This window comes from Streptomyces sp. NPDC059454, assembly GCF_042749965.1.
Taxonomy (GTDB): domain Bacteria; phylum Actinomycetota; class Actinomycetes; order Streptomycetales; family Streptomycetaceae; genus Streptomyces.
Genome location: NZ_JBHYVC010000002.1, coordinates 186,203 through 209,580, shown reverse-complemented (window position 1 = coordinate 209,580; position 23,378 = coordinate 186,203). Strand labels below are relative to the sequence as shown.

Here is a 23,378-nt window from a genome sequence, read left to right as displayed (position 1 = left end):
GCCGGTCGGTCGGCTAGCGCATCGCGACCAGGACGACGCTGCTGAGCACACTCGTGAGCACGAAGAACGGCGCGTTGAGGACGCCGTAGTACAGCGGGCGCGGGAAGTTGGGGTTGACGGCGATCTGGAAGGTCATCGCGCCGAGATAGCCGACGCCGACGAGGAGCCCGAAGACCACGGCGTCCCCCATGCCCGTGATGTCGAGCGCCTCGACGAGTACGGCGCTGGTCAGGACGGTGACGAGGAGACACACCGGTGGACCCGCCAGGGTGACCGCCGTCTGCGCGGGTGCCGGCGCGCCCTCACGGCCGAGGGCCACGGCGTACGGTTTGGCGATCACGGCCGCGAACCACACACCGGCGAGCAGGACCGAGGCGACGGCCGCGATCGCGACGGCCGGCCAGTTGATGTCGGCGAGAACGGAGAACACGCGCAGACTCCTTGCGGAACGAGCGGTCCTTGCGACCGCCGAGGGCAAGAGTCTCGGGGACGTAGGGGACAGGGTGTGTCCGCTTCCCCTCGGGAGTCGTTCCTGCCGACCGAGCCATGCGACTCGTACCGTATCCCTGTACCATTTGATAGGTACGGCTTTCCTGTACCAGTTCCGTGGAGGAGGGGTTGTGTCCATCACCGCCAGCGAGGCCCGAGCCCGGCTTTTCCCGCTGATCCAGCAGGTCAACGACGACCATGAGCCCGTGGAGATCACCTCCAGGGGCGGCAACGCCATACTGATGTCGGCCGACGACTTCCGTTCCTGGCAGGAGACCGTCTACCTGCTGCGTTCGCCGGTCAACGCCGCCCACCTCATGGCGGCCGTCGCCGCGGACAAGGCCGCCGACACCCCGGTGATCACCAGGAGCATGGCGGAGCTGGAGGCCCTGGCGGAGGACGGCGAGTGAGGGACGTGCGGTTCCGTCCCACCGGGTGGGAGGACCTCCTGTACTGGCAGGCCGCCGACAAGACGCTGTTCCGCAAGCTCGTCCGCCTGATCGGTGAGATCCAGCGCAACCCCTTCACCGGCATCGGCAAACCGGAACCGCTGAAGGGCGAGCTGTCGGGCTACTGGTCACGCCGCATCGACGACGAGCACCGCCTCGTCTACCGGGCCACCGAGAAGGAAGTGGTGATCATCAAGGCCCGGTACCACTACTGACGGACCGACGCGGTGGCCACCACGGCCCAGACGGTCTTGCCGGGGGCGCCGGGCCCCGGGGCGGTCCCCCACTCCTTGGCCAGGGCGGCGACGAGGAGGAGTCCCCGCCCGCCGTCCTCCCCGCTTCCGGCGTCCCGCGCCTCGGGCAGCCGCTCGCCGCTCGCGTCGCTCATCTCGATGCGTACGTGCCCGCCGCCCTCCCTGCTGAGCCGCAGCTCGGCGTCCCGTCCGGGCACCCGGCCGTGGGTGACGGCGTTGGCGGCCAGTTCGCCCACGATCAGCTCGACGGAGTCGTGCGCCGGGGTGCCGTAGCGCCAGCCCCAGGCGTCCATCTGGCAGGAGGCGAGCCGACGGGCGAGCCGGGCACCGCGCGGGGACGGGGTGAAGCGGAACAGGAACACCGTCTGATCAGCGAGCGGGAGTGGCAGCGCGGACCGTCGCTTCTGGTGGGGGGAAGTGGTCATGCCCCGAAGATCCCGCGCCCGTACCCCCGCCCACCAGGTACGACGCCCCCACGGCGGTGGTTTGTCGGGGCGGTGGGCGACAGTGTCGGGGGTGACCTTCGTGCAGCCCGGTGCGGACCGTGCGAATCGCTGACGCCTCAGGGAACCTGACGGTAGATCTCGCGGCGGTTGCCCATGGTCAGGACCCATACGACGAGCCGGCCGTCCTCGACGGTGTGGACGACCCGGTAGTCGCCGACCCTGAGCCGCCACCGGGCGTTGTGCCCTCGGAGGGCCTTCACGTCGAACGCCGCGGTGTCTCCCGCGTCCATCGCCTTTTGGAGTTCGGTCAGGCGGTACAGGATGCGCAGGGCGTCGGGGCGCGGGATCTCGAGCATGTCCCGCTGGGCGTGCGGGGTGAAGCGCGTGACGTACCCCATGCGCGTCAGTGCTGCTGGTCGCGGAGCGTGGCGGCCATCTCTTCGAGGGAGACCGACCCGTCAGTGCCTTCGGACTCGGCCTCGTCGGCCAGCCGGTTGAGCCATGCTTCTTCGGCATCCTCGGCGAGTTGGCGCAGCCGCTGGTACTCCTGGATGTCGATCACGACGGCTTCCTGCTTGCCGCGCCGGGTGATGATCGTCGGTGTCTCCTCGCGGCGGGCGCGGTCGATGACATCGGCGAGGTGGCTACGTACCTCGGCCATGGATTCCACTACCGGCTCACCCATGTAATGAATGCAGCAGATGTACATCAAGAGGGTGGTGGTTGTTGGGGGCTGACTGTTTCCTCACGCGCCGGCGGACCAGAACCGGATGAGGTAGCGCTCCACCCCGTGACCGGTGCCCTCGCCCTCCGACAGGGCGGCGGCCTCGGCCCGGCCCGCGCAACTGACCCGCACGCGCCACGCCCCGCCGGAGTCCCCCAGCACGATGACGTCGTCCTCCCGGCCCGTGTGCCCGGACCACACGGCGACCTGACCACTCGTCGACTCGAAGCCGGCCTCGGCCTGCTCGTCCCGGTCCGCCGGGTCCTCCTGCGGCGGCGGCCCGTCCCACACCTCGACGGTGACCGTGGCGGTGTGGGTGTGCCCGCCGCTGGTGATGTCCAGACGGCCGGGGTGGGTGCTGAGGAAGGCGCTGTGGTCGAAGTCGTCGGGGAACGGGACCGGCAGGTCCGCGTCGTCCGACTCCTGCAAACCGAATGCGTGGTACCCCACGTACGCGTCCACGCGCTGCTGCCGGACAAGTTGTGCCACGAGCACCCCTTCGGGATTCCGATGCCGGTTTCCTTGCCGGAAGGGTAGGCCGGTGCGGCGGGTACCTTGGGCGGCACTACTCGTTTGCCTGGCTGTCGCCGTGGCCGTCGGCCCGAGCCGGCTCCAGCTGGTCGCCCGCCGCGACCACCACGAGCGCGTCACCGGCCCGCGGCTCCTTCGTCACTCCGTCACGGGCAGGCACTCGGCGAGCAGGCCGACGACGTCGCGCCAGGCTCGCTGAGCGTGCCGCGGGTGGTGGCCGACGCCGGGAAGCACACGCTGGTCGACCGGAGGGTGGTGGAAGGCGTGCAGGGCGCCGCCGTAGACGACGAGGCGCCAGTCGACGCCCGCGGCCTGCATCTCGGCGGTGAACGCCTCCCGTTGTGCGGGCGGCATGATCGGGTCCTCCGACCCGACGCCGGCCCACACCGGGCAGCGAATGCGCGCCGCCTCGCCCGGCCGGCCCGTGATCAGCCCGTTGACTGTGCCGATCGCGCGCAGGTCGACGCCGTCGCGCCCGAGTTCCAGCCCGACGGCGCCCCCGGTGCCGTAACCCACGGCGGCGATCCGGTCGGGGTCGGTGCGCGGTTCGGCGCGTAACACGTCGAGCGCCGCGTGGCCGATGTCCCGCATCCGGTCGGGGTCGGCGAGCAGTGGCATGCAGCGGGCCAGCATCTCCTCGGGGTCGCTCAGATAGCGCCCGCCGTGGAGGTCGAAGGCCAGCGCCACGTATCCCAGCCCGGCGAGCGCGTCGGCCCGGCGGCGCTCGACGTCGCCGAGTCCCGGGCCCTCCGGCCCGAGCAGCACCGCGGGCCGTCGGCCGGTACCGGCCGGGAGGGCGAGGTGACCGGTCATCGTCAGGCCGTCGGCCGGGTACTCGACCGTGCGTGTGGTGATCGTCTCCATGGAACCGGACCGTAGCGCTCGTCGGGCCCGGCCGGGCCGGTGTTCTGCCGTCGGCAGAGCAGCGTGGGTGTGCCTCCGGAACGCGGCGGTGGCTCACATGCCCGTCACGATCCCCGCCGGGACGGACCCTGCGCCGACGTGATCGCGGGGGCGGGGCCACCGTCGAGGCCGGAGGTCACCACGTCGTGCCCGCCGGAGACCGCGGCAGCGTGCGGGAAGCCGCTCGGGGAGGACGACCGGGAAGAAGCGCCGCGGATCGGGTCGCCCCGACGGCGTGGTGACGTCATCCTGACACGGCGGCCTCGGGGAGGACCGCAGCGGACGGCAGGCTGTCGTCCCCGGAAACGACCGGACCCGGCGGTCGTCGATGTCGCGCGGTCATGGCTGACGGAACACGACCGTGACCCGTCACGGCTGTCCGGGGCTGTCCGGGACAGCCCCGGACAGCGTGAAGTGCTTGCCGTGGCGGTGCGGATCCGAGCAGTGTTCCTGTCGCACGAGCGGTGGGAACGGACTTCCCGCCCGTGCCGCACATGACCATCGAAGAGGAGGGGAACATCCATGCACAAGCACCTGCGCATCGGTCTGCCGTGTCTGGCGGCGGCCATGGTGATCGTGGTTCCGAGCGGGCCGGGAGCGCTGGCCGCTCCGGCCGCCGGGGGCGAGGACGTCACCGTCTACGTGGGCTCCGGCGGAACGTCGTTCGCCGGACTCTCGGGGAAGTCGCTCCTGCGGGCGGCGGGGAAGGCCGGCCTCACCGCGCAGAGTCCGGTCGGGTCCCTGCGTGACGCCCAGGCCGTGCTCGAGGCCAGGAACACCAGGAACGCGACGATCATGCTCCGCGGCGGCACCTACACCGATGCCGGGGTGGAGTGGGGGCCGGGCCTCGCCGGCGGTACGGTCACGGTCAAGGCCCAGCCGGGGACGGGCCCCGTCACGTTCGACGGGCGGGCGGCCAAGGCCGGTTACTGGACGAAAGTGGGCCCGAAGTCACCCAAGCTGAACTTCCAGGGGCCGTACACCGTGAAGCGCTACGGCGACGGCGGGATCAAGGCCACAGGGACCAAGAAGGACGGCCCGGTCAAGGGGCTCGTGGTCAACCGGATCACCTTCAAGCAGATCGGCAATGCCTGGGTCAAGGGCGGCAAGGGCTACGCGGGCGTGCACCTGAACTACGTCTCGAAGGCCAAGATCACCAACAACTCGTTCGTCAACCTCGAGAACAAGACGGCCCGGGGGAACACCCACGGCGTCTACCTCGCCTTCAACCAGACGCAGAAGACCCCTGGGAGCAACGGGAACCTGGTGAAGGGGAACACCTTCCAGGTCATCTCCGGCGACGCGGTCCGCGCCAGCGACGGCAGCAGCGGCAACAAGGTCCAGAAGAACGTCTTCAAGAAGGGCCGCGACCACAAGGGGAAGACCCGGGGGAACGGCAACTACGGGATGTTCACCTACTGGGCGTTCCCGAGGGCCGACACCTGCGGAAAGGGCGGCAACACGTTCTCGGGCAACACCTACACCGTGAACTACTACAACACGAAGGCGCCGGCCGTTCGGTCGGATTCCGACACCGGCCGCACCTGCAGGTCCGTCAAGGACACGGGCGGCAACACCTACAAGCGCTAGGCGGGCGCCGCCGGCGGCGCGAAGGGCGATCCGCGGTGTCAGTGGGGCCCGTTACCGTCAGGCCATGTCGATCACCGCACAACTGCGCGACTCGGTGAGACTGCCGGGTGGAGGCGCACTGGTCAACGGCTTCGCACTGGAGAACCGTGGGGACGGTTCGTGCCGCGCCCTCCTCCGCAACGGGCACGAACTGGAGGTCTACGACCTCCGGGAGTTGTTCGCGGGGGAGCGCGCGCCGACGGCCGCCTTCCCTCTTCCCTGGCCCAGGTGGGACCACGGCGTTCACTCGGTGAGCCCGGACGGCACGTTCGCGGTGTTCTCGGGGCAGCGCGCGGTACGGGCCATGGGCAGGGACGGAAAGACGCTGTGGGAGTACCGGCACAACTGCTGGGGCCCCGAGCTCGGTCACCCGCACACGGGGGACGAGCAGGAGGTGTGCCGGGGCCTGGAACATGGCTCCTGCCGGATCTCGGACGACGGCCGGCTCGTGTGGGCGCACGTCGTGGCAGAACCGGAGCCGGGCGGCTGGGAGGAGCGCTGGGTGGTCCTGGACGCGCGCAACGGAAGGGAGTTGGCGTGGCTGCCGCTGGAGAGCGCGGCGGCCGGTTCGAACCACCTCTCCCACCCGGACGGTGTCCACATGGGGCTGAGCATCGGCATGGGCCAGGACGGCATCCTGCTGCACTGGGCGCGCTGGGACGGCGAGAAGCTGTCCGGCTGGGATCTGAACGAGGGCCTGGACCGCATCCTCATGGACGTCCACCCGGGATGCCCCGGCTTCCTCACGGTCGAGCACTACGGGGCGGACCTGCGACTGCATGCCCTGGACGGTGCGGTGACCGCCGAGCGGGAGCCCGAGCCGGCCGGCGGCGAGGACGATTCCTGTTGGGACTACGGCTGCGGCTTCGTCGACGCCGACACCGTCATCGCCTCGACGGTCGACTCCGACGAGGACCCGGAGGAGGCCCGCCACTGGCTGCTCGACGCGACCACCCTGCGGATACGCGGGGTGGTCGCGTACCCGACGGGTCCCGTCGACAGCTACGTACGCCCGCTCGGCGACGGGACCTGGCTCACGTACGACGACAAGAGCGAGACGCTCCACCGCTGGGCGCAGGCGGTGACGCCCGGGGCGAGGTGACCGGCCCGGCGGCCACAAGACGCACGTCCACCGGTGAGGGGCGTCATCGTGGTCGCCGTCGTCACCCTGGCCGCCTCGGCCCACCGGAACGCCCGGGGACGCGCAGGCACCCCACCACCGTCGGCCGCCGCGCCGGCCGTCGGCGACGGCATCGTGGGTCCGGAGACACGGTCGGCGCTCATCGGCCTCGCGTGAGCACCGGCGTACTCCGAATGGGCCGGTTCTCGTATGGCACCCGAGGTGAGCCGGCCCTAACCTGAATTCCAGGTAGCTCTTCGTGGCCGGCCGGGTACCAATGGCGAAGGTGAAGCCAGGGATTTCGGTACTTGCCTGCGGTTGTGGCCAGTCGGCCACTACGCTTGACGGGCACCATTTCGGGCAGCTTGGGGGATCGGGGGGAGACCGCGGTGGTTCATGAGGGGCGACCCTTATGGCGTAGAAGCAGTGCCTGCGGCAACGAGTCGGAGTGTGTGGAAGTGGCCGTGCTCGCGAGGCATGTCCTTACGCGTGACTCGAAGCGACCTGCCGCGACCGTGCTGCGCTTCACCGCCCTCGCCTGGACGGGCTTCCTCAGTGCTGTCGCACGCGGAGAACCAAGGGACGCATGACATCCTTTCGGGCGGACGGCAGAAAGTGTGGGGCTGTTATGGACATCGGGAAGTCTGCAACGCGGAGGCTCGGGGGCGAAGGCCGATCCCGCTCCGTCGGCGTCGCGCCCCCCGCGCTCTTCCTGCTCGCCGTCGGGGCGGTCGCCACGAGTACCGCGGCCGCCGCGTCCCTCATGGTGGAGAGCCTGCCGGCGAAGCGAGTGCTGTGGGTGGCCGTGCTGCTCGCCGTCTCGGTGAGTGCGGGCCTGTGGTGCGGACGTTACTCCGTCACGGCTTCCCCACCGAGTTCTGATCGTCTTCCGTACGTTCCGCGGGCGGGTTCGCCCCGATAGGGCCCTTTCTCCGGCGCTGCCAGGCCTTCCCGACCCGCCAGGCGAGCGCAGCGGCGAGTATGGCGATCGCCAGGCTGACCACGAGCCAGGCGACGGTCTTCCGCGAGGCGTCCCAAGAGCCGTTGACCATGGTGAGCGCGACGATCGTCGCGCTCGATACGAAGAGCACGGCGAGCGCGGCGAAGCAACCGACGATCCGCTCCACGGACCCCGACGGAACGGGGGCGGGGTGCGCGGGGCCGGGTTCCCCCGTCAGGCCGGGTGTCCCTTCGGCTTCTTCCGCGGACTCGTCGGCCGAGCCCGTACGGTCTTGCCCTCTTCCGGAAACGAGCAGCTCCCGCAGGCGCCGCCATGCTGCTCTCGTCACCTCGATCCTCCCCCTGCTCATGTCGGTTCCGCGGAGCCGGGCCCGGCTAGGCTCTGTCCAGGTCCTGCTTGACGCGGCCGATCAGACCGAGTGACTCCGACGCATCGAGGGCCAGGTGCGAGATCTGCTCCAGGCACTCCTGGTAGCGCTCCAGCAGCTCGGGGTTCTCACCCCCGGTCATGCTGCCGGTGGCGTACTCCAGGTACAGCAGGTCCTCGTCGTCGGTGAAGCCGAGCAGGACGAAGCTGCCGAGGGTGCTGTAGTGGGCGCCCGCCTCGAAGGGCAGGACGCGCAGGGTGACGTCGGGCCGGTCCGCGAAGTCCAGCAGCTGCTGGAGCTGCTCGGCCATCACCGCGTCGCCGCCGACCCGGCGCCGGACGGCGGCCTCGTCGAGGAAGAACAGCGTCTCCCGGGGGCCGTCGCCCCCGAACATCCGCTCCTGGCGCTTCATCCTGAGGCTCACCACGCGCTCGAGCCGTTCGGGGGCGAGGGCGCGAGGGCGCAGCAGCGCCTCCGCGTAGCCGCGGGTCTGCAGATGGCCCGGCACCACGATCGGGTGGTACGTGGTCAGGCTGACGGCTGCGGTCTCGTAGCCCAGGTACTGGGCGAACTGCGGATTGACGACATCATGGAAGCTGGACCACCAGCTGGGCCCCTTGCTTCCGCGGGCCGCGGTCTCCAGTTCCTCGACCAGCGCGGGGTCGGTGATGCCGTAGACCTGGGCCAGGGCGCGCAGGTCGGTCACGGAGATGCTCACCGCGCCGTTCTCCACCCGGACCAATTTGGACAGGGACCACTCCACGTGCTCCGCGGCCTCGCGCTGGGTGAGGCCGGCGTCCTCCCGGGCCCTGCGCAGCGCGATACGCAGCTTTCGCCTGTTGAGGCTGGGATCAACAAGGGGTGTCATCGCCGCTCCTTCCGTCGTGCGCGTACCCGGTACCTTCTCCGCTATGCACGGAACGCCTATGCCGATCTGCTTTTGCCATTATGCCCATGTCCATCAGCCAATAGCTGAATGACATGGACATGATGCTCCGAATCCGTGCTGTTCCGGGTCCGTGCTGTTCCGGGTCCGTGCTGTTCCGAGTCCGTGCGGCAACGCGAAGGGCCCCCACGACCGTGGGGGCCCGGTGGGCCGCTCTCTCCTCGCGCTGCCGTCCGGTCTCAGTCGACCTGTCGCTTGGGGTCCGCCCATGCTTCCCAGCGCATCATGCACGCTCCCGCGAAACTGATCAGGTAGTAGAACCGGGGCAGGCGTCCGCCTTGCTTCCGTAGCTCGTTGCGGTGATTCATCGTCTCCTCGAGCCGCCATTTCTCGCTGGCGGGGAGGAGAGCGCCGATGAAGCGCAGCCTGACGCCCACCCGGGTGTCCCTGGGGACGGCCGCGGTCCGCCCCTCGTGCTGCCTTCCTTCGGGGCTCGTCCGCCACAGGGACACGAGTCGCCTGCCCACCCGGCCCAGGAACGCGTCAAGCGGTTCGGGCAGCAGTTTGATCGCTTGTGCTGTCGACTTCCTGCCGCGCACTGCTATCAGCAGGGCGAGGGCCAGGAGCAGGGCCGCCGAGACGAACAGGACGGCGGTGGCGAGAGCGGTGACCATCGATGTGCAGTCCGATCAGTCCGTGGCGGGAGTGGGGGCGGCCGTGCCGGGCTTCACCGGCCTGCTTCTGCTGGTGCGGGCCAGGGCCAGGGCCAGGGCCACGCGCGCCTGCTCCGCGCCGTCCGTGGTGAACCGGTAGTAACGGCGTCGGGGCCGGGGTGGAGTGCTTGCGACGTGCTCGTCGGGGTCCTCCCAGAAGCTCTCCAGTATCCCCGCTCGTTCGAGCCTGGCCAGGATGGGCTGGATGGTCCCGCTCTGCAGTTCCACCGCCTGACCGATTGCCAGCCCGTACTGGGCCCGCGTCGGGTTCCGGAGCAGCTCCCTGAGGACCAGCTCGGTCTGCTTGGTCATTCGGAATCCACTCATATCTCTAACTCTACCTACCTTGTCCATGACTTATGTTGCCTCCGGCGAAATGGTCGAGCGCCTCATGTCCTCCTGCAACTCTACCTAGCTTGTGTATGACCTAGGTAGAGTTATAGGGTCCGGGTGGGACACGATGAGAGGACGGTGTGGGACATGGCCACGAAGAAGCGGGACGCAGACGGCACCGACGGGTGCGCGACCTGCGACGGCCCTGTGCGGGAGACGCCCGCCTGGGACTTCCGGCTCGACCGATCGGGGCTGAACGTCAAGGCGGGCCGCTACCTGGAGCTCCGGATCTCCCTGGTGCTGCTGCTGTGGCTGATCGCCGCCGTGAGCGGCTGGGGCTACGTCGAGTGGCAGCCGCCGCTGTCCTAGCGCGACGGCATCGCCGCCCTCCCACGCCGCACCACGAGGCCCTCACCGCCGGTGAGGGCCTCTGGCATGGAACGCCCCTCGGCGGGGCGGCGTCCCGGCGGTGGTGGCGAAAGGCCATGACCTGGAGGCGGACACACCGCACACCGAGTCCCTGGTGCACGCACCATCGCCGCCCGGGCCGGCCGACCGGGCTCCCAAGCGCTGAGCGGCTCAGAGGTCCGTCGGCTCCAGCGCCCCCAGCCGCACCATCAGCCCCAGCCGGTCGTACTGCCACCAGCCCTCGACGATCTTCCCGTTGCCGCCGAAGCGGAAGATGGTCGTCCCCGTCATGGCGATCTTCTTCCCCGTGGCCGGGATGCCGAGGAAGTCGCCCTTGTGGGTGCCCTCCCAGCTCCACCGGGTGCACACCCGGTCCCCCTGCGCGAGCTGGTCCTCGATCCGGATCGAGAAGTCGAAGCCGCCGCGCCACACGTCCATCTCGCGCCGGAAGTGGTCGAGGCCGATGACGTCCTGCTCGTTGGCCGGATCGTGGTCGTGGTAGTGCTCCTCGACCAGGCCCGTCATCGGGGACAGGTCGTCCCCGGTGGCGACCACCTCGAAGAAGCGCCGCGCGGAGTCCGTGTTCAGCCGCGCGTCGCGCACCACGTCCAGGTCCGTGAACGTCGGCATGCCGTCACACAGGGCCACCATCTCCCGGAAGATCCGGTCGGTCTCCGGCAGCCTGGAGTTCCGCATCGCCTCCTCGTACGACGGGAACTCCACGATCCCGACGACGTGCGACGTGTCCGCGCGGTCCTTGCCGACCACGGCGTGCGTCGCCGTCCGCTTCCCCCCGGTCTGCTCGGCCCACTGGACCATGAGCCGGTCCATCTCCTCGAACCGACTGGTCCGGCAGTCGATGAGCTGTACCAAGGTCATGACGCCCGCCTCCGGTCCCCCTGGGTCCGGTTGGTCTGTCAGCACCTATTTTCTCCCGGGGAGCGGGATCCGTCCCGTCGTGCCCGCGTGCCCGTCGTGACCGTGTGCCCGTCGTGACCGTGTGCCCGTCGTGACCGTGTGCCCGCGTGCCCGCGTGCCCGCCGGGCGGCCGCTACCGGGGTCCGTACTTCCGTCCCGTCCGCGACGAGATCCCGCCCAGCAGCCCGCGCGGGACCAGCTTCGCCGCCCCCATCAGCGCCTTGTAGCGCGGATCGGGGATCGACAGCGACTTGCCCCGGGCCAGGTCCGCGAGCGCTGCCGCGGCGACCTTGTCCGCGTCCAGCCACATCCAGTTCGGGATGTTGTCCGTGCCCATCCCGGCCCGTTCGTGGAACTCGGTACGCACGAAGCCGGGGCACAGCGCCATCAGGCGTACGCCGTGACCCGCCAGATCCTGCGCCGCGCCCTGGGTGAACTGCACGACCCACGCCTTGGACGCCCCGTACGTCCCGCGCGGCACGAACGCGGCGGTCGAGGCGACGTTCACGACACCCCCGCGCCCGCGCTCGCGCATCGTCTCCACCGCCGCCGACGTCAGCCGGAGCACCGCCTCGCAGTGCACCTTGAGCATCCTCAGCTCGTCGGCCATGGGGACATCGAGGTAGCGGCCCCTGTGGCCGAAGCCGGCGTTGTTGACCAGCAGGTCGACGGGGTTCTTGCGGTCGCCGAGGCGGTCGGCCACCGCCTCGATGCCCTTGTCCTGAGCCAGGTCGGCGGTCAGCACCTCCGCCTCGATGCCGTGGCGGTCGTGCAGCTCGGTCGCCTGTTCGCGCAGCCGGCCGGTGTCGCGGGCGACCAGCACCAGATCATGTCCGTCGGCCGCCAGCCGCCGCGCGAACGCGGCACCGATCCCAGCCGTCGATCCCGTAATCAGAGCCGTTGTCATGGCGCAAGAGTAGTTACCCGGAGTGGAGCCGTCCGCTTCGTGTCATCCCATGGACATACGGTCAGGCCGTCGACTCCGTCCCGTACTTCTCCACGTACGTCCGCGCCGTCGCCAGCGCCTCCGGATGCAGCGCCCCGCCGGCCGCCAGCAGCCGGGGCAGCAGCGCCCGTTCGGTCGTCACCGCGCGGAACTGCAGTGCGACCGTCACGTCGTGCTCCGGCCGGTGCACGATCCGTACGGCGTCACCCGCGCGTATCTCGCCGGGCCTGATCACCCGGAAGTACGCACCCGGCGCGCCCCGCTCCGTGAACCGCTTCACCCAGCCCTTCTCACCCAGATGGCCCTGGAAGGTGCGGCAGGGGATGCGCCCGGAGGTGACCTCCAGCACCACCTCAGGACCGACGGCCCAGCGCTCACCGATCAGGGCGCCGGACACGTCGATGCCCTCGGTGGTGAGGTTCTCGCCGAACATCCCGTTCGTCAGCGGGCGCCCCAGCGTGCGCTCCCATGCGTCGAGGTCCTCGCGGGCCACGGCGTACACCGCCTGGTCGTCCCCGCCGTGATGCCGCGTCTCGCACACGGCGTCCCCGGCCAGACCGCTCGCGCCGATTCCCTTCGGCCCCGGCGCGGCCACCCGCACCGGCCCGTCCACGGGCTGCTTGTCGATACCGGTCACGCCTTCGCGGTGGTCCGTGTACGGCACGGCCCTGGGGCGCCCCAGGTTCACAGACAGAAGCTTCATGAGTCGCACGGTAAGCGATGGGCATCAAAGCGTCGACGCATTATCCGACGCCGTGTCAAAGGTCGGCTTATCCTTGAGGTGTGATCGAAGCCCGTCATCTCCGCGTGCTGCGCGCCGTGGCCACCACCGGTTCCTTCTCCGCGGCGGCCCGCGAGCTGGGCTGCACCCAGCCCGCCGTCAGTCAGCAGATGAAGGCCCTGGAGGCGTCCGTCGGCACACCCCTGCTCATACGCAGCGGCCGCGAGATGCGCCTGACGCAGGCCGGAGAGGCGCTGGTGCGGCACGCGGCCGGGATCATCGCCGGACTGACCGCCGCCGAGGAGGAGGTCGCCGCCATCGCCGGGCTCCGCGCGGGCCGGGTCCGGCTCGTCTCCTTCCCCAGCGGCAGCTCCACGCTCGTCCCCACGGCCCTCGCCGCCCTGCGTGCCGCCCACCCCGGCACCAGGGTCTCCCTGGAGGAGGCCGAACCGCCCCGCTCCGTGGAGATGCTGCGCGAGGGCGACTGCGACGTGGCCCTCGCCTTCCGGTACGAGGGGGCGGCGGGCGCCGAGGAGTGGGACGACCTCGTCGTACGGCCGCTGCTGTCGGACCGGCTGGTGGGGCTCGTGCCCGAACGGCACCGGCTCGCCCGCGCGGGGTCGGTCGCCATAGGCGAACTCGCCGACGAGCCGTGGATCGCCGGCTGCCCGCGCTGCCGGAGCCAGTTGGTCGAGGTGTGCGAGACGGCCGGCTTCACCCCGCGCATCGACTTCGCGACCGACGACTATCCGGCCGTCGCCGGACTGGTCGGCGCCGGGCTCGGGGTGGCGGTGCTGCCCCAGCTGGCCATCGAGTCGGTACGGCCCCGGGGCGTGCGCACCGTGGCGCTGGAGCCCGCCGTGCGCCGGGAGATCGTCGCGCTCACCCTTCCGGACCTCGCCCAGGTGCCGGCGGTCACCGCGACGCTGGAGAAGCTGGCCGGAGCGGCTGCCCGGTAAAGGGGCTCCGGGCGCAAGGGCGCCGCGCGAGAAGCGGTTGATCACCTCCAGGGACAAAAACAAGGGCACGCATGCGTGCCCCGTGCTTCTGGAGAAACGTTCCCTCAGTTGTTCGGAGCGGCGTGCCCGCCGACGGTCGACGCCGACACCAGCCGGTTGCGTGCCCGCCCCATCAGCTCTTCGCGCTCGTCCTCGGTCAGTCCGCCCCACACGCCGTACGGCTCGCGTACCGCCAGCGCGTGGGCGGCGCACTCGGCGCGCACCGGGCACCTCATGCAGACCTCTTTGGCCGAGTTCTCGCGAGCGCTTCGAGCCGCACCGCGCTCGCCCTCCGGGTGGAAGAAGAGCGAGCTGTCCACTCCGCGGCAGGCGGCCAGGAGCTGCCAGTCCCACAGGTCCGCGTTCGGTCCGGGAAGGCGGGAGAAATCTGCCATTGCGTGACCCCTTGTAGCCGTTCTGGGCGGATCCGGTGTCCACGACCGTACAACTACGATCCAAGGAGATGAAAATATGACTCATTGCGAATCTAGTACCGGACACCATCAAAGGGGAAGAAAATGGGCTGAATGGGGCACGGGTTGTGGTGAAAGTTCGGGGGTCCGTCGCGCATACCTCCGCTGTGTCCGTCTCCTCACGTAGAGTGCCGAAGGTGGCAGACGGCCCCGTAACTCTTTCGAGTGACCGTCGTTGAGAGTGCGAGGCGGTTGAAGGAACAAGCGCTCGGACGGACGTCCGAGACGGTCGACCGCACAGGTGACGATTTCGTACCAGCCTGGAGGCTCAAGGTGACGCGCATCAGCTGCGGAGGGCGGCCATGACTTCCGTCCTCGTCTGCGACGACTCCCCGCTTGCCCGAGAGGCGCTCCGCCGCGCGGTTGCGACCGTGCCCGGCGTCGAGCGCGTGACGACGGCTGCCAACGGCGAGGAAGTCCTCCGCCGCTGGGGAGCCGACCGTTCGGACCTGATTCTGATGGACGTACGCATGCCCGGTCTGGGCGGCGTCGAGACGGTCCGGCGGCTGCTGTCCGCCGACCCCGGAGCGCGCATCATCATGCTCACGGTCGCCGAGGACCTCGACGGGGTGGCGCTCGCGGTGGCCGCCGGTGCGCGGGGCTATCTGCACAAGGACGCCTCCCGCGCGGAGCTGCGGGCGACGGTCACGCAGGCGCTCGCCGACCCGACCTGGCGGCTCGCCCCGCGCCGACTGCGCTCCGCCGAGATGGGTGCGGCGCCCACGCTCACCGCGCGGGAGATCCAGGTCCTCGAAGGCATGAGCCACGGCCGCTCCAACGCCGAGATCGGCCGCGAGCTGTTCCTCTCCGAGGACACCGTCAAGACGCACGCGCGGCGGCTCTTCAAGAAGCTCGGCGCGTCGGACCGGGCCCACGCGGTGGCGCTCGGCTTCCGGTGGGGCCTGGTGCGCTAGGTGTTCTGTCCCGGAAGGTTGTGGACGGGTGAGCCAGGTCTCGGCTGAGGGATCTTGAACAGGTGAGGGCCTTCCGGTTCGGTGTGGATTGCGACGTCTACACCTGACCGAAAGACCCTCGTGCCCCACCGTAATGCACCCTGGCCGAGACCGGACGGCTGCGCCTGGCACGCTGCGTGGTCGAGGACGGCTGGCCCCTGCGCCGGGCCCGAGCGGAGCTCGCCGACCGAGGGTGCGGGGCTCACCGACCACGGGGTTCCGCGACCCGGTGGGGCGTGGTTCAAGCGGGCGTGGAGCTCGCTGCTCCGCGAGGTGTGCTTCCGACGGGTGCGCGGGTTGTGGCTCCGCGGGGTGTGCCCCCGGTGGGCCCGAGGTTCGTGGCCTCGCATGGTGTGCTGTCGGCGCCCGGAAAGTCCGTGGCTCCGGTGGGCGTGCCGCCGGTGGGCGTGAAACCCGTGGCTCCGTACGACGTACCACCGGCCCCACGGACCCGGAGACCCGGACCGAGCCGCAGGGCAGGCTCCGGAGCCGGCGAGTGGGCCCCGGAGCACGCCGACAAGCCGACCCCGGAGCACGCCTGGCCGGCGCAGTCGGCGGATCCGCCGTGCCCGGGGTGCGGGCAATCCCGTCGTCCGCCGCGTCCGGGGCACGGAAGCCTTGGTCGTCCGCCACGCCCAAGGTACGGAAAACCCCGTCCACCAGCGCATCGGCGGCAGCCGTCGGACGCACGCTGCTCGTTTCGCCGCGGATGCCGCATCCTTGAGGTGTGGAGTTCCTCGGGGACGAGTCGGTCGAGCGGAAGAGGAGGGCGCAAGGGATGAGTTCCGGCGCACCTGCTCATAACGCTTCGGTGCACAACCAGGGACACGGTGCCGCGGACCGGACGTCCGCAGGGCACCATGGACCGATGCGCGACGACGAGGCGGGCACTGCCCAAGGGGCGATCGGTGCGCTCGTCCATCGCGCGGTCGACGGGGACGAGCAGGCCACGCACGATCTGCTCGCCCATGTCCACCCCCTGGCGCTGCGCTACTGCCGCACCCGTCTGTCGCGGCTGCCCGGCGATGCCCGGCACTTCGTCGAGGACCTCGCCCAGGAGGTCTGCGTCGCGGTGCTGCTCGCGCTGCCCCGCTACAAGGACACCGGCCGGCCCTTCGAGGCGTTCATCTTCGCCATCGCCTCCCACAAGGTCGCCGACCTCCAGCGCGCGGCGATGCGCCACCCCGGCTCGACCGCCGTGCCCTCCGACGAGATGCCCGAGCGCCCCGACGACTCCCTCGGCCCGGAGGAGCGCGCCCTGCTCAGCAGCGACGCCGAATGGGCCAAGAAGCTGCTGGCCAGTCTGCCCGAGAACCAGCGCGAGCTGATCCTGCTGCGCATCGCCGTGGGGCTCACTGCGGAGGAGACCGGACAGATGTTGGGAATGTCACCCGGCGCCGTCCGGGTGGCCCAGCACCGCGCGCTGAGCCGGCTGCGTGCCCTGGCGGAGCAGTAACCGCCGCCGCCGCGCAGCCCCTTTGGCGCGTGAACGGACGATCAGCCGTTCCCGTGCGAACGTACGAAGCCGGGAGTCCTGCGAAACCGTGGAATGTGACACCCCCGCTTCCCGTTAGCATGGACATCCGCACCGAGCAAGGCCATTTGGGGAAGGTGTCATGACTGCCAACGTCGACGGAGTGCCCGGTAAATTCGCGACACTCGGGCTGACCTACGACGACGTGCTGCTGCTGCCGGGCGCGTCGGACATGGCGCCCGACGCGATCGACACCGCCTCGTACGTCTCCAAGAACGTGCGGGTCAACATCCCGCTGCTGTCCGCCGCCATGGACAAGGTCACCGAGTCGCGCATGGCGATCGCGATGGCCCGCCAGGGCGGCGTCGGCGTCCTGCACCGCAACCTGTCCATCGAGGACCAGGCCAACCAGGTCGACCTGGTCAAGCGCTCGGAGTCGGGCATGGTGGCCGACCCGATCACCATCCACCCGGACGCCACCCTCGGCGAGGCCGACGCGCTGTGCGCCAAGTTCCGCATCAGCGGCGTCCCGGTCACCGACGGCAACAAGAAGCTGCTCGGTATCGTCACCAACCGCGACATGGCCTTCGAGACCGACCGCTCCCGGCAGGTGCGCGAGGTCATGACGCCGATGCCGCTGGTCACCGGCAAGGTCGGCATCTCCGGCGCGGAGGCCATGGAGCTGCTGCGCCGCCACAAGATCGAGAAGCTTCCGCTGGTCGACGACCACGGCGTCCTCAAGGGCCTGATCACGGTCAAGGACTTCGTCAAGGCCGAGAAGTACCCCAACGCCGCCAAGGACGCCGAGGGCCGGCTGCTGGTCGGCGCCGCGGTGGGCGTCGCCGGCGACGCCTTCGAGCGCGCCCAGGCGCTGATCGAGGCGGGCGTCGACTTCATCGTCGTCGACACCGCGCACGGCCACTCCCGCCTGGTCGGCGACATGGTCGCCAAGATCAAGTCGAACTCCTCCGGCGTCGACGTCATCGGCGGCAACATCGCCACCCGCGACGGCGCCCAGGCCCTCATCGACGCCGGCGTGGACGGCATCAAGGTCGGTGTCGGCCCCGGCTCCATCTGCACCACCCGCGTCGTCGCCGGCATCGGCGTCCCGCAGGTCACGGCCATCTACGAGGCGTCGCTCGCCGCCAAGGAGGCCGGCATCCCGGTCATCGGCGACGGCGGTCTGCAGTACTCCGGCGACATCGCCAAGGCCCTCGTCGCGGGCGCCGACACGGTGATGCTGGGATCGCTGCTCGCGGGCTGCGAGGAGTCCCCGGGCGAGCTGCTGTTCATCAACGGTAAGCAGTTCAAGTCGTACCGCGGCATGGGCTCGCTCGGTGCCATGCAGACCCGCGGCGACCGCAAGTCGTTCTCCAAGGACCGTTACTTCCAGGAGGGCGTCGCCTCCGACGAGCAGCTGGTCCCCGAGGGCATCGAGGGCCAGGTGCCCTACCGCGGTCCGCTCTCCTCCGTCGTCCACCAGCTGGTCGGCGGCCTGCGCCAGTCGATGTTCTACGTCGGCGGCCGCACCGTGCCCGAGCTGCAGGACAACGGCCGGTTCGTGCGGATCACCTCCGCGGGCCTCAAGGAGAGCCACCCGCACGACATCCAGATGACGGTCGAGGCGCCGAACTACAGCCGCAAGTAGTCAGAGGGCCTTCCTGGGCGGTCCCGGACACCTCCGGGACCGCCCTCGGCGTGTCCGTCGGGGATACTGGAAGGCGCTGCAACGCATCAGGGAAAGGCCACAGACGTGACTGAGATCGAGATCGGGCGCGGCAAGCGCGGCCGCCGGGCGTACGCCTTCGACGACATCGCCGTCGTCCCCAGCCGCCGTACGCGGGACCCGAAGGAGGTCTCGATCGCCTGGCAGATCGACGCCTACCGCTTCGAGCTGCCGTTCCTGGCCGCTCCCATGGACTCGGTCGTCTCCCCGGCCACCGCGATCCGCATCGGAGAGCTCGGCGGCCTCGGCGTGCTGAACCTCGAGGGCCTGTGGACGCGCCACGAGGACCCGCAGCCGCTGCTGGACGAGATCGTCGGCCTGCCCGCAGAGGCGGCCACCCGCCGCCTCCAGGAGATCTACGCCGCTCCCATCAAGGAGGAGCTGATCGGGCAGCGCATCAAGGAGGTGCGCGACTCGGGCGTGGTCACCGCCGCCGCGCTCTCCCCGCAGCGCACCGTCCAGTTCTCCAAGGCCGTCGTCGACGCGGGCGTGGACATCTTCGTCATCCGTGGTACGACGGTCTCGGCGGAGCACGTGTCCGGCGCGCACGAGCCGCTGAACCTGAAGCAGTTCATCTACGAGCTCGACGTCCCGGTGATCGTCGGCGGCTGCGCCACCTACACGGCCGCCCTGCACCTCATGCGCACCGGTGCGGCCGGTGTGCTGGTCGGCTTCGGTGGCGGCGCCGCGCACACCACGCGCAACGTGCTGGGCATCCAGGTGCCCATGGCCACCGCGGTCGCCGACGTGGCCGCCGCCCGCCGCGACTACATGGACGAGTCCGGCGGACGGTACGTGCACGTGATCGCGGACGGCGGTGTCGGCTGGTCCGGCGACCTGGCCAAGGCGATCGCCTGCGGCGCGGACTCCGTGATGATGGGCTCCCCGCTGGCCCGCGCGACCGACGGTCCGGGCCGGGGCAACCACTGGGGCATGGAGGCCGTCAACGAGGAGCTGCCGCGCGGCCAGAAGGTCGACCTCGGCACGGTGGGCACGCTGGAGGAGATCCTCACCGGCCCCTCCCACACCCCCGACGGCTCGATGAACCTCTTCGGCGCCCTGCGCCGCGCCATGGCCACGACCGGCTACAGCGAGCTGAAGGAGTTCCAGCGCGTCGAGGTGACGGTGGCGGACTCGCAGCACCGGCGGTAGGGCCGGCGCGGGCTTTGATACGGCACTGAGGGGCTGGTCACCTGGTGAGGTGACCAGCCCCTTTCGCATGTCCGAGTGGGGCGCGCGTGGCGCTCAGGGGTGCGCGGTTGTCTTCGGGACGAATCCTTGTCGGCGGGGCGAATCCGGTCGGTACTGTCTGTGCCCGGCGACCCAGTTCTCTGGGGCGTCCCCTTCCAAGGAGATCGTTTCCGGACCCCGGACCCCGGCCCTCGGGGCCCGGCCCGAATTCCGGACGGACCGCCTACCGGGCTGATGGCGGCATCGTGGAAGGGGGCGCGCCATGGGCCGTCACCGCAAGCCCACCGCCTGGGACCGGATCCGTCTGCGGATGGTGAAGTTCCGGAGGAGGTGCATCTTGTGGATTCACGGATGGTGAGCGGCCACCCCTACGAGAATTAGGGGTGGACACTCGGTTCACCATTCAGGAGCCTGCCGCAGTGCCCTCTGCGGTGGGCTCCACCTGTTTTCTACCGTACCCGTGCGGCATCCCGCCCACCACCAACCCCCGTGGCACGGCGGCTCTCCGCGCGCCCCCTCTCACAACCGGTGCGCCGCCCCCGTAGGAGTGGCCCCCCGCGTGTCCAGCATCAGCTGGGCCTTCACCGACAGGCCCTGGAGGTCGTACGTGCGGTGCTGCTGGAGCAGGATCGTCAGGTCGGCGTCGGCGGCGGCCTCGTAGAGGGAGTCCGCGCGGGGGACGGGCCGGTCGAGGACGTTCCAGGACGGTACGTGCGGGTCGTGGTAGCTGATGGAGGCGCCCAGTTCCATCAGCCGGACCGCGATCTCCTGGGCCGGGGAGCCCTGCCGGTCGGCGAGGTCGGGCTTGTAGGTGACGCCGAGGAGCAGCACGCGCGCGCCGCGCGCGGACTTGCCGTGCTCGTTGAGGAGGGCGGCGGCGCGCTGCACGACGTAGCGCGGCATGCGGCCGTTGACCTCCTGGGCGAGTTCCGCCATGCGCAGGGTGCGGCCCGCGTGGGCGGTCAGGTCCTGGGGGGCGGCGTGGCCGCCCACGCCGGGGCCGGGGCGGAACGCCTGGAAGCCGAAGGGTTTGGTCTCCGCGCAGCGCAGGACGTCCCACAGGTCGATGCCCAGGTCGTGACAGAGGGTGGCCATCTCGTTGACGAGGGCGATGTTGACGTGCCGGAAGTTGGTCTCCAGGAGCTGCACGGTCTCCGCCTCGCGCAGGCCGCGTGCGCGTACGACCTTGTCGGTGATGCGTCCGTAGAAGGCGGCGGCCGACTCGGTGCAGGCGGGGGTGAGGCCGCCGATGACCTTCGGGGTGTTGGCGGGGGTGTGGTCGCGGTTGCCGGGGTCGACCCGGCTGGGGGAGTAGGCGAGGTGGAAGTCGTGTCCCGCGCGCAGACCCGACACCGACTCGAGCAGGCGCAGCAGGGGCCCCTCCGTCGTCCCCGGGGGCACGGGGGACTCGAGGATCACCGTGGTGTGGGGGCGCAGCCGCGCGGCGAGGGTGCGGGCGGCCGTCTCCACCTGGCCCAGGTCCAGCCCGCCGTCCGCGCCGCGCGGTGTCGGCGCGCAGATGACCGCGGTGCGCACCCGGCCGAGTTCGGCGGCGTTGGTGGTCGTTCGGAAACCCTGCGCGAGCATGCGGCGCTGTTCGGCGGCGCTGAGGGAGCCCTCCTCGGGACCGGTCCGGTAGCCGATGGCGGGGATGCCGGCGGCGACGGCGGCCTGGGCCAGGGGCAGGCCGTACGGGCCGAGTCCGATGACGGCGAGATCTGCGGGCATGGCGTGGGCCGTCCTTCCCAATAACCGGAGTGCGACAGGTGCGCAAGCCCTGTGAACCGGGCAGGCGAGCGCAATGTCAGACTAGGAGTAAATATGACCGATATGCGGGATTGGTCGGCTGAGTTTCGGTGAGTCGTTCCGCGGGGTTGTCCACAGGCTGGAGGCCCGTGGTGGCTGAAGTCGGGCAAGCCGGTCAGAATTTGGGCATGAGGGTGGGGAACCGGGCTTCGCCCGACGGGTGCGGCCGATGCGACCGATGAGCGGGAGGCAGCGGTGAGGACAGCGACACTGGGGCCGGCGCAGCGCGCCGAGTCACTCGCGTCCATGGCCGAGCACGAACTGGACGTGCTGGTGGTGGGCGGTGGCGTGGTCGGTGCGGGTACGGCGCTCGACGCCGCGACGCGCGGTCTGTCCACGGGCCTGGTCGAGGCGCGTGACTGGGCGTCGGGTACGTCCAGCCGGTCCAGCAAGCTGATCCACGGTGGCCTGCGCTATCTGGAGATGCTCGACTTCGTGCTCGTACGGGAGGCGCTGAAGGAGCGCGGTCTCCTGCTGGAAAGGCTCGCTCCGCATCTGGTGCGCCCGGTGCCGTTCCTGTACCCGCTGCAGCACAAGGGCTGGGAGCGGCTCTACGCCGGAGCGGGCGTCGCGCTGTACGACACCATGGCGATGGCCCGGGGACACGGGCGCGGCCTGCCCGCGCACCGTCACCTGACCCGCCGTCACGCACTGCGCGTGGCCCCCTGCTTGAAGAAGGACGCCCTGGTCGGAGCCCTGCAGTACTACGACGCCCAGATGGACGACGCCCGGTTCGTGGCGACGCTGGTGCGCACGGCCGCGGCGTACGGTGCGAAGACCGCCAACCGTGCGCGGGTCACGGGGTTCCTGCGCGAGGGCGAGCGCGTCGTGGGCGCCCGGGTGCAGGACGTCGAGGGCGGTGATGAGTACGAGGTGCGCGCCAAGCAGGTCGTCAACGCCACCGGGGTGTGGACCGACGACACGCAGGCGATGGTCGGCGAACGCGGCCAGTTCCACGTGCGGGCCTCGAAGGGCATCCACCTGGTCGTCCCCAAGGACCGCATCCACTCCACGTCCGGGCTCATCCTGCGCACCGAGAAGTCCGTGCTGTTCGTCATACCCTGGGGACGGCACTGGATCGTGGGCACCACGGACACCGACTGGGACCTCGACAAGGCGCATCCGGCCGCGTCCAGCGCGGACATCGACTACCTGCTGGAACACGTGAACTCGGTGCTCGCGGTACCGCTGACGCGGGACGACGTGGAGGGCGTGTACGCCGGTCTGCGGCCGTTGCTCGCGGGCGAGTCGGACGCCACGAGCAAGCTGTCCCGCGAGCACACCGTGGCGCATCCCGTGCCCGGCCTCGTCGTGGTGGCGGGCGGCAAGTACACGACGTACCGGGTCATGGCCAAGGACGCGGTGGACGCGGCGGTGCACGGACTCGACGTCCGCGTCGCCGACTGCGTCACCGAGGACACGCCGCTGGTCGGCGCCGAGGGCTACCACGCGCTGTGGAACGCGCGTGCGCGCACAGCCGCGCGCACCGGACTGCACACGGCGCGGGTGGAGCACCTGCTGCACCGGTACGGCGCGTTGGCGGAGGAGGTCCTGGACCTCATCGCCTCGGACCCCTCGCTGGGCGAGCCGCTCCAGGCGGCCGACGACTATCTGCGTGCCGAGATCACCTATGCCGCCTCGCACGAGGGCGCACGGCATCTGGACGACGTGCTGACCCGGCGCACCCGCATCTCGATCGAGACGTTCGACCGGGGGACGCGCAGTGCCCGTGAGGCGGCCGAGCTGTTGGCACCGGTGCTGGGCTGGGACAAGGACCAGATCGAGCGCGAGGTGCGGCACTACGAGAAGCGGGTGGAGGCCGAACGGGAGTCGCAGCGGCAGCCCGACGACCTGACGGCGGACGCGGCACGGCTGGGGGCACCGGACATCGTGCCGTTGTAGTCGCGCCGCGGGCCGGACCTGGAGCAAATCACTCGAACGGGTGACTGGAACCGGGAT

The 23,378-nt window shown here is 70.5% G+C and carries 28 protein-coding genes; 13 read left to right on the top strand and 15 right to left on the bottom strand.

The genetic code is table 11. The annotated features are described in order from the left end of the window. Window positions 1-13 precede the first annotated feature (13 nt). Window positions 14-430: a DUF1761 domain-containing protein gene (locus ACFXAE_RS02320; protein ID WP_384706784.1), complete on the bottom strand. Its 417-nt coding sequence runs from the start codon at window positions 428-430 to the stop codon at window positions 14-16. A 190-nt stretch (window positions 431-620) separates the two neighbouring features. Between ACFXAE_RS02320 and ACFXAE_RS02315 the strand changes: the two genes are divergently transcribed. Beyond that, a complete protein-coding gene (locus tag ACFXAE_RS02315) occupies window positions 621-899 on the top strand; it encodes a type II toxin-antitoxin system Phd/YefM family antitoxin (RefSeq protein ID WP_384706782.1) in 279 nt (92 codons plus the stop codon). Beyond that, window positions 896-1,153, top strand: a complete 258-nt coding sequence (locus ACFXAE_RS02310) for a Txe/YoeB family addiction module toxin (RefSeq protein ID WP_384706780.1) — start codon at window positions 896-898, stop codon at window positions 1,151-1,153. Before ACFXAE_RS02315 ends, ACFXAE_RS02310 begins: the two co-directional genes overlap by 4 nt. Here ACFXAE_RS02310 and ACFXAE_RS02305 read toward each other — a convergent pair. The 5 genes from ACFXAE_RS02305 to ACFXAE_RS02285 all read right to left on the bottom strand — a co-directional run bounded on the left by ACFXAE_RS02305 (window position 1,147) and on the right by ACFXAE_RS02285 (window position 3,757). After that, complete coding sequence (locus tag ACFXAE_RS02305) at window positions 1,147-1,617, bottom strand: ATP-binding protein (RefSeq protein ID WP_384706778.1); 471 nt, start codon at window positions 1,615-1,617, stop codon at window positions 1,147-1,149. The genes ACFXAE_RS02310 and ACFXAE_RS02305 overlap by 7 nt on opposite strands. A 137-nt stretch (window positions 1,618-1,754) precedes the next feature. Further along, window positions 1,755-2,036, bottom strand: coding sequence for a type II toxin-antitoxin system RelE/ParE family toxin (locus ACFXAE_RS02300; protein ID WP_384706776.1), 282 nt, complete (start codon window positions 2,034-2,036; stop codon window positions 1,755-1,757). Between the two features lie 5 nt (window positions 2,037-2,041). Further along, window positions 2,042-2,299 (bottom strand): type II toxin-antitoxin system Phd/YefM family antitoxin, encoded by a 258-nt coding sequence (locus tag ACFXAE_RS02295; RefSeq protein WP_384706774.1) that lies wholly within the window; start codon window positions 2,297-2,299, stop codon window positions 2,042-2,044. Window positions 2,300-2,383: 84 nt separating this feature from the next. Next, window positions 2,384-2,851 carry a hypothetical protein gene (locus ACFXAE_RS02290; protein WP_384706772.1) on the bottom strand — a complete coding sequence of 156 codons (468 nt, stop codon included), beginning with the start codon at window positions 2,849-2,851 and terminating at the stop codon, window positions 2,384-2,386. 180 nt (window positions 2,852-3,031) lie between these two features. Beyond that, window positions 3,032-3,757: a dienelactone hydrolase family protein gene (locus ACFXAE_RS02285; RefSeq protein ID WP_384706770.1), complete on the bottom strand. Its 726-nt coding sequence runs from the start codon at window positions 3,755-3,757 to the stop codon at window positions 3,032-3,034. A gap of 561 nt (window positions 3,758-4,318) precedes the next feature. Here ACFXAE_RS02285 and ACFXAE_RS02280 point away from each other — a divergent pair. From ACFXAE_RS02280 to ACFXAE_RS02265, 4 genes are all read left to right on the top strand, one after another. Next, entirely contained in the window at window positions 4,319-5,386 is a 1,068-nt protein-coding gene (locus tag ACFXAE_RS02280) for a hypothetical protein (protein WP_384706768.1), read from the top strand. Window positions 5,387-5,450: 64 nt separating this feature from the next. Continuing rightward, the gene (locus ACFXAE_RS02275) at window positions 5,451-6,527 is read left to right on the top strand and encodes a hypothetical protein (protein ID WP_384706766.1); all 1,077 of its coding nucleotides are present in this window, start codon (window positions 5,451-5,453) and stop codon (window positions 6,525-6,527) included. Window positions 6,528-6,560: 33 nt separating this feature from the next. Continuing rightward, entirely contained in the window at window positions 6,561-6,722 is a 162-nt protein-coding gene (locus ACFXAE_RS02270) for a hypothetical protein (RefSeq protein ID WP_384706764.1), read from the top strand. A gap of 143 nt (window positions 6,723-6,865) precedes the next feature. Next, window positions 6,866-7,135: a DUF397 domain-containing protein gene (locus ACFXAE_RS02265; protein WP_384706762.1), complete on the top strand. Its 270-nt coding sequence runs from the start codon at window positions 6,866-6,868 to the stop codon at window positions 7,133-7,135. Window positions 7,136-7,402: 267 nt separating this feature from the next. Here the strand turns inward: ACFXAE_RS02265 and ACFXAE_RS02260 are convergent, their stop codons facing one another. From ACFXAE_RS02260 to ACFXAE_RS02245, 4 genes are all read right to left on the bottom strand, one after another. Beyond that, the gene (locus ACFXAE_RS02260; protein WP_384706760.1) at window positions 7,403-7,672 is read right to left on the bottom strand and encodes a hypothetical protein; all 270 of its coding nucleotides are present in this window, start codon (window positions 7,670-7,672) and stop codon (window positions 7,403-7,405) included. A gap of 208 nt (window positions 7,673-7,880) precedes the next feature. Then, window positions 7,881-8,741 (bottom strand): helix-turn-helix domain-containing protein, encoded by an 861-nt coding sequence (locus tag ACFXAE_RS02255; protein WP_384706758.1) that lies wholly within the window; start codon window positions 8,739-8,741, stop codon window positions 7,881-7,883. A gap of 257 nt (window positions 8,742-8,998) precedes the next feature. Further along, complete coding sequence (locus tag ACFXAE_RS02250) at window positions 8,999-9,433, bottom strand: hypothetical protein (protein WP_384706756.1); 435 nt, start codon at window positions 9,431-9,433, stop codon at window positions 8,999-9,001. A 15-nt stretch (window positions 9,434-9,448) separates the two neighbouring features. Continuing rightward, window positions 9,449-9,799: a helix-turn-helix transcriptional regulator gene (locus ACFXAE_RS02245; RefSeq protein WP_384706754.1), complete on the bottom strand. Its 351-nt coding sequence runs from the start codon at window positions 9,797-9,799 to the stop codon at window positions 9,449-9,451. A gap of 153 nt (window positions 9,800-9,952) precedes the next feature. Here ACFXAE_RS02245 and ACFXAE_RS02240 point away from each other — a divergent pair, with 153 nt between their 5' ends. Beyond that, window positions 9,953-10,174, top strand: coding sequence for a hypothetical protein (locus ACFXAE_RS02240; protein WP_384706752.1), 222 nt, complete (start codon window positions 9,953-9,955; stop codon window positions 10,172-10,174). A 210-nt stretch (window positions 10,175-10,384) separates the two neighbouring features. On the opposite strand, the gene ACFXAE_RS02235 is transcribed toward ACFXAE_RS02240, so the two are convergent. The 3 genes from ACFXAE_RS02235 to ACFXAE_RS02225 all read right to left on the bottom strand — a co-directional run bounded on the left by ACFXAE_RS02235 (window position 10,385) and on the right by ACFXAE_RS02225 (window position 12,780). After that, entirely contained in the window at window positions 10,385-11,092 is a 708-nt protein-coding gene (locus ACFXAE_RS02235) for an ester cyclase (RefSeq protein WP_384706750.1), read from the bottom strand. A gap of 172 nt (window positions 11,093-11,264) precedes the next feature. Continuing rightward, window positions 11,265-12,038 (bottom strand): SDR family NAD(P)-dependent oxidoreductase, encoded by a 774-nt coding sequence (locus tag ACFXAE_RS02230; protein WP_384706748.1) that lies wholly within the window; start codon window positions 12,036-12,038, stop codon window positions 11,265-11,267. A gap of 61 nt (window positions 12,039-12,099) precedes the next feature. Then, the gene (locus ACFXAE_RS02225) at window positions 12,100-12,780 is read right to left on the bottom strand and encodes an MOSC domain-containing protein (RefSeq protein WP_384706746.1); all 681 of its coding nucleotides are present in this window, start codon (window positions 12,778-12,780) and stop codon (window positions 12,100-12,102) included. A gap of 80 nt (window positions 12,781-12,860) precedes the next feature. Between ACFXAE_RS02225 and ACFXAE_RS02220 the strand changes: the two genes are divergently transcribed. Next, window positions 12,861-13,757 (top strand): LysR family transcriptional regulator, encoded by an 897-nt coding sequence (locus tag ACFXAE_RS02220; RefSeq protein WP_384706744.1) that lies wholly within the window; start codon window positions 12,861-12,863, stop codon window positions 13,755-13,757. A 104-nt stretch (window positions 13,758-13,861) separates the two neighbouring features. Here the strand turns inward: ACFXAE_RS02220 and ACFXAE_RS02215 are convergent, their stop codons facing one another. Then, window positions 13,862-14,191 carry a WhiB family transcriptional regulator gene (locus ACFXAE_RS02215; protein WP_384706742.1) on the bottom strand — a complete coding sequence of 110 codons (330 nt, stop codon included), beginning with the start codon at window positions 14,189-14,191 and terminating at the stop codon, window positions 13,862-13,864. Window positions 14,192-14,571: 380 nt separating this feature from the next. On the opposite strand from ACFXAE_RS02215, the gene ACFXAE_RS02210 reads away from it, so the two are divergent. The 4 genes from ACFXAE_RS02210 (at window position 14,572) to ACFXAE_RS02195 (ending at window position 19,574) form a co-directional block, all read left to right on the top strand. Continuing rightward, window positions 14,572-15,183 carry a response regulator transcription factor gene (locus ACFXAE_RS02210; RefSeq protein WP_003948568.1) on the top strand — a complete coding sequence of 204 codons (612 nt, stop codon included), beginning with the start codon at window positions 14,572-14,574 and terminating at the stop codon, window positions 15,181-15,183. Window positions 15,184-16,090: 907 nt separating this feature from the next. Next, window positions 16,091-16,678 (top strand): sigma-70 family RNA polymerase sigma factor, encoded by a 588-nt coding sequence (locus ACFXAE_RS02205; RefSeq protein WP_006130726.1) that lies wholly within the window; start codon window positions 16,091-16,093, stop codon window positions 16,676-16,678. Between the two features lie 160 nt (window positions 16,679-16,838). Next, window positions 16,839-18,344 (top strand): IMP dehydrogenase, encoded by a 1,506-nt coding sequence (gene guaB / locus ACFXAE_RS02200; protein WP_384706740.1) that lies wholly within the window; start codon window positions 16,839-16,841, stop codon window positions 18,342-18,344. Between the two features lie 105 nt (window positions 18,345-18,449). Further along, on the top strand, window positions 18,450-19,574 hold the full coding sequence (locus tag ACFXAE_RS02195) for a GuaB3 family IMP dehydrogenase-related protein (RefSeq protein WP_384706738.1): 1,125 nt from the start codon (window positions 18,450-18,452) through the stop codon (window positions 19,572-19,574). A 558-nt stretch (window positions 19,575-20,132) separates the two neighbouring features. On the opposite strand, the gene ACFXAE_RS02190 is transcribed toward ACFXAE_RS02195, so the two are convergent. Beyond that, window positions 20,133-21,341, bottom strand: coding sequence for a nucleotide sugar dehydrogenase (locus tag ACFXAE_RS02190; RefSeq protein WP_384706736.1), 1,209 nt, complete (start codon window positions 21,339-21,341; stop codon window positions 20,133-20,135). A gap of 273 nt (window positions 21,342-21,614) precedes the next feature. Between ACFXAE_RS02190 and ACFXAE_RS02185 the strand changes: the two genes are divergently transcribed. Further along, window positions 21,615-23,321, top strand: a complete 1,707-nt coding sequence (locus tag ACFXAE_RS02185) for a glycerol-3-phosphate dehydrogenase/oxidase (RefSeq protein ID WP_384706734.1) — start codon at window positions 21,615-21,617, stop codon at window positions 23,319-23,321. The last annotated feature ends 57 nt before the right edge of the window (window positions 23,322-23,378 follow it).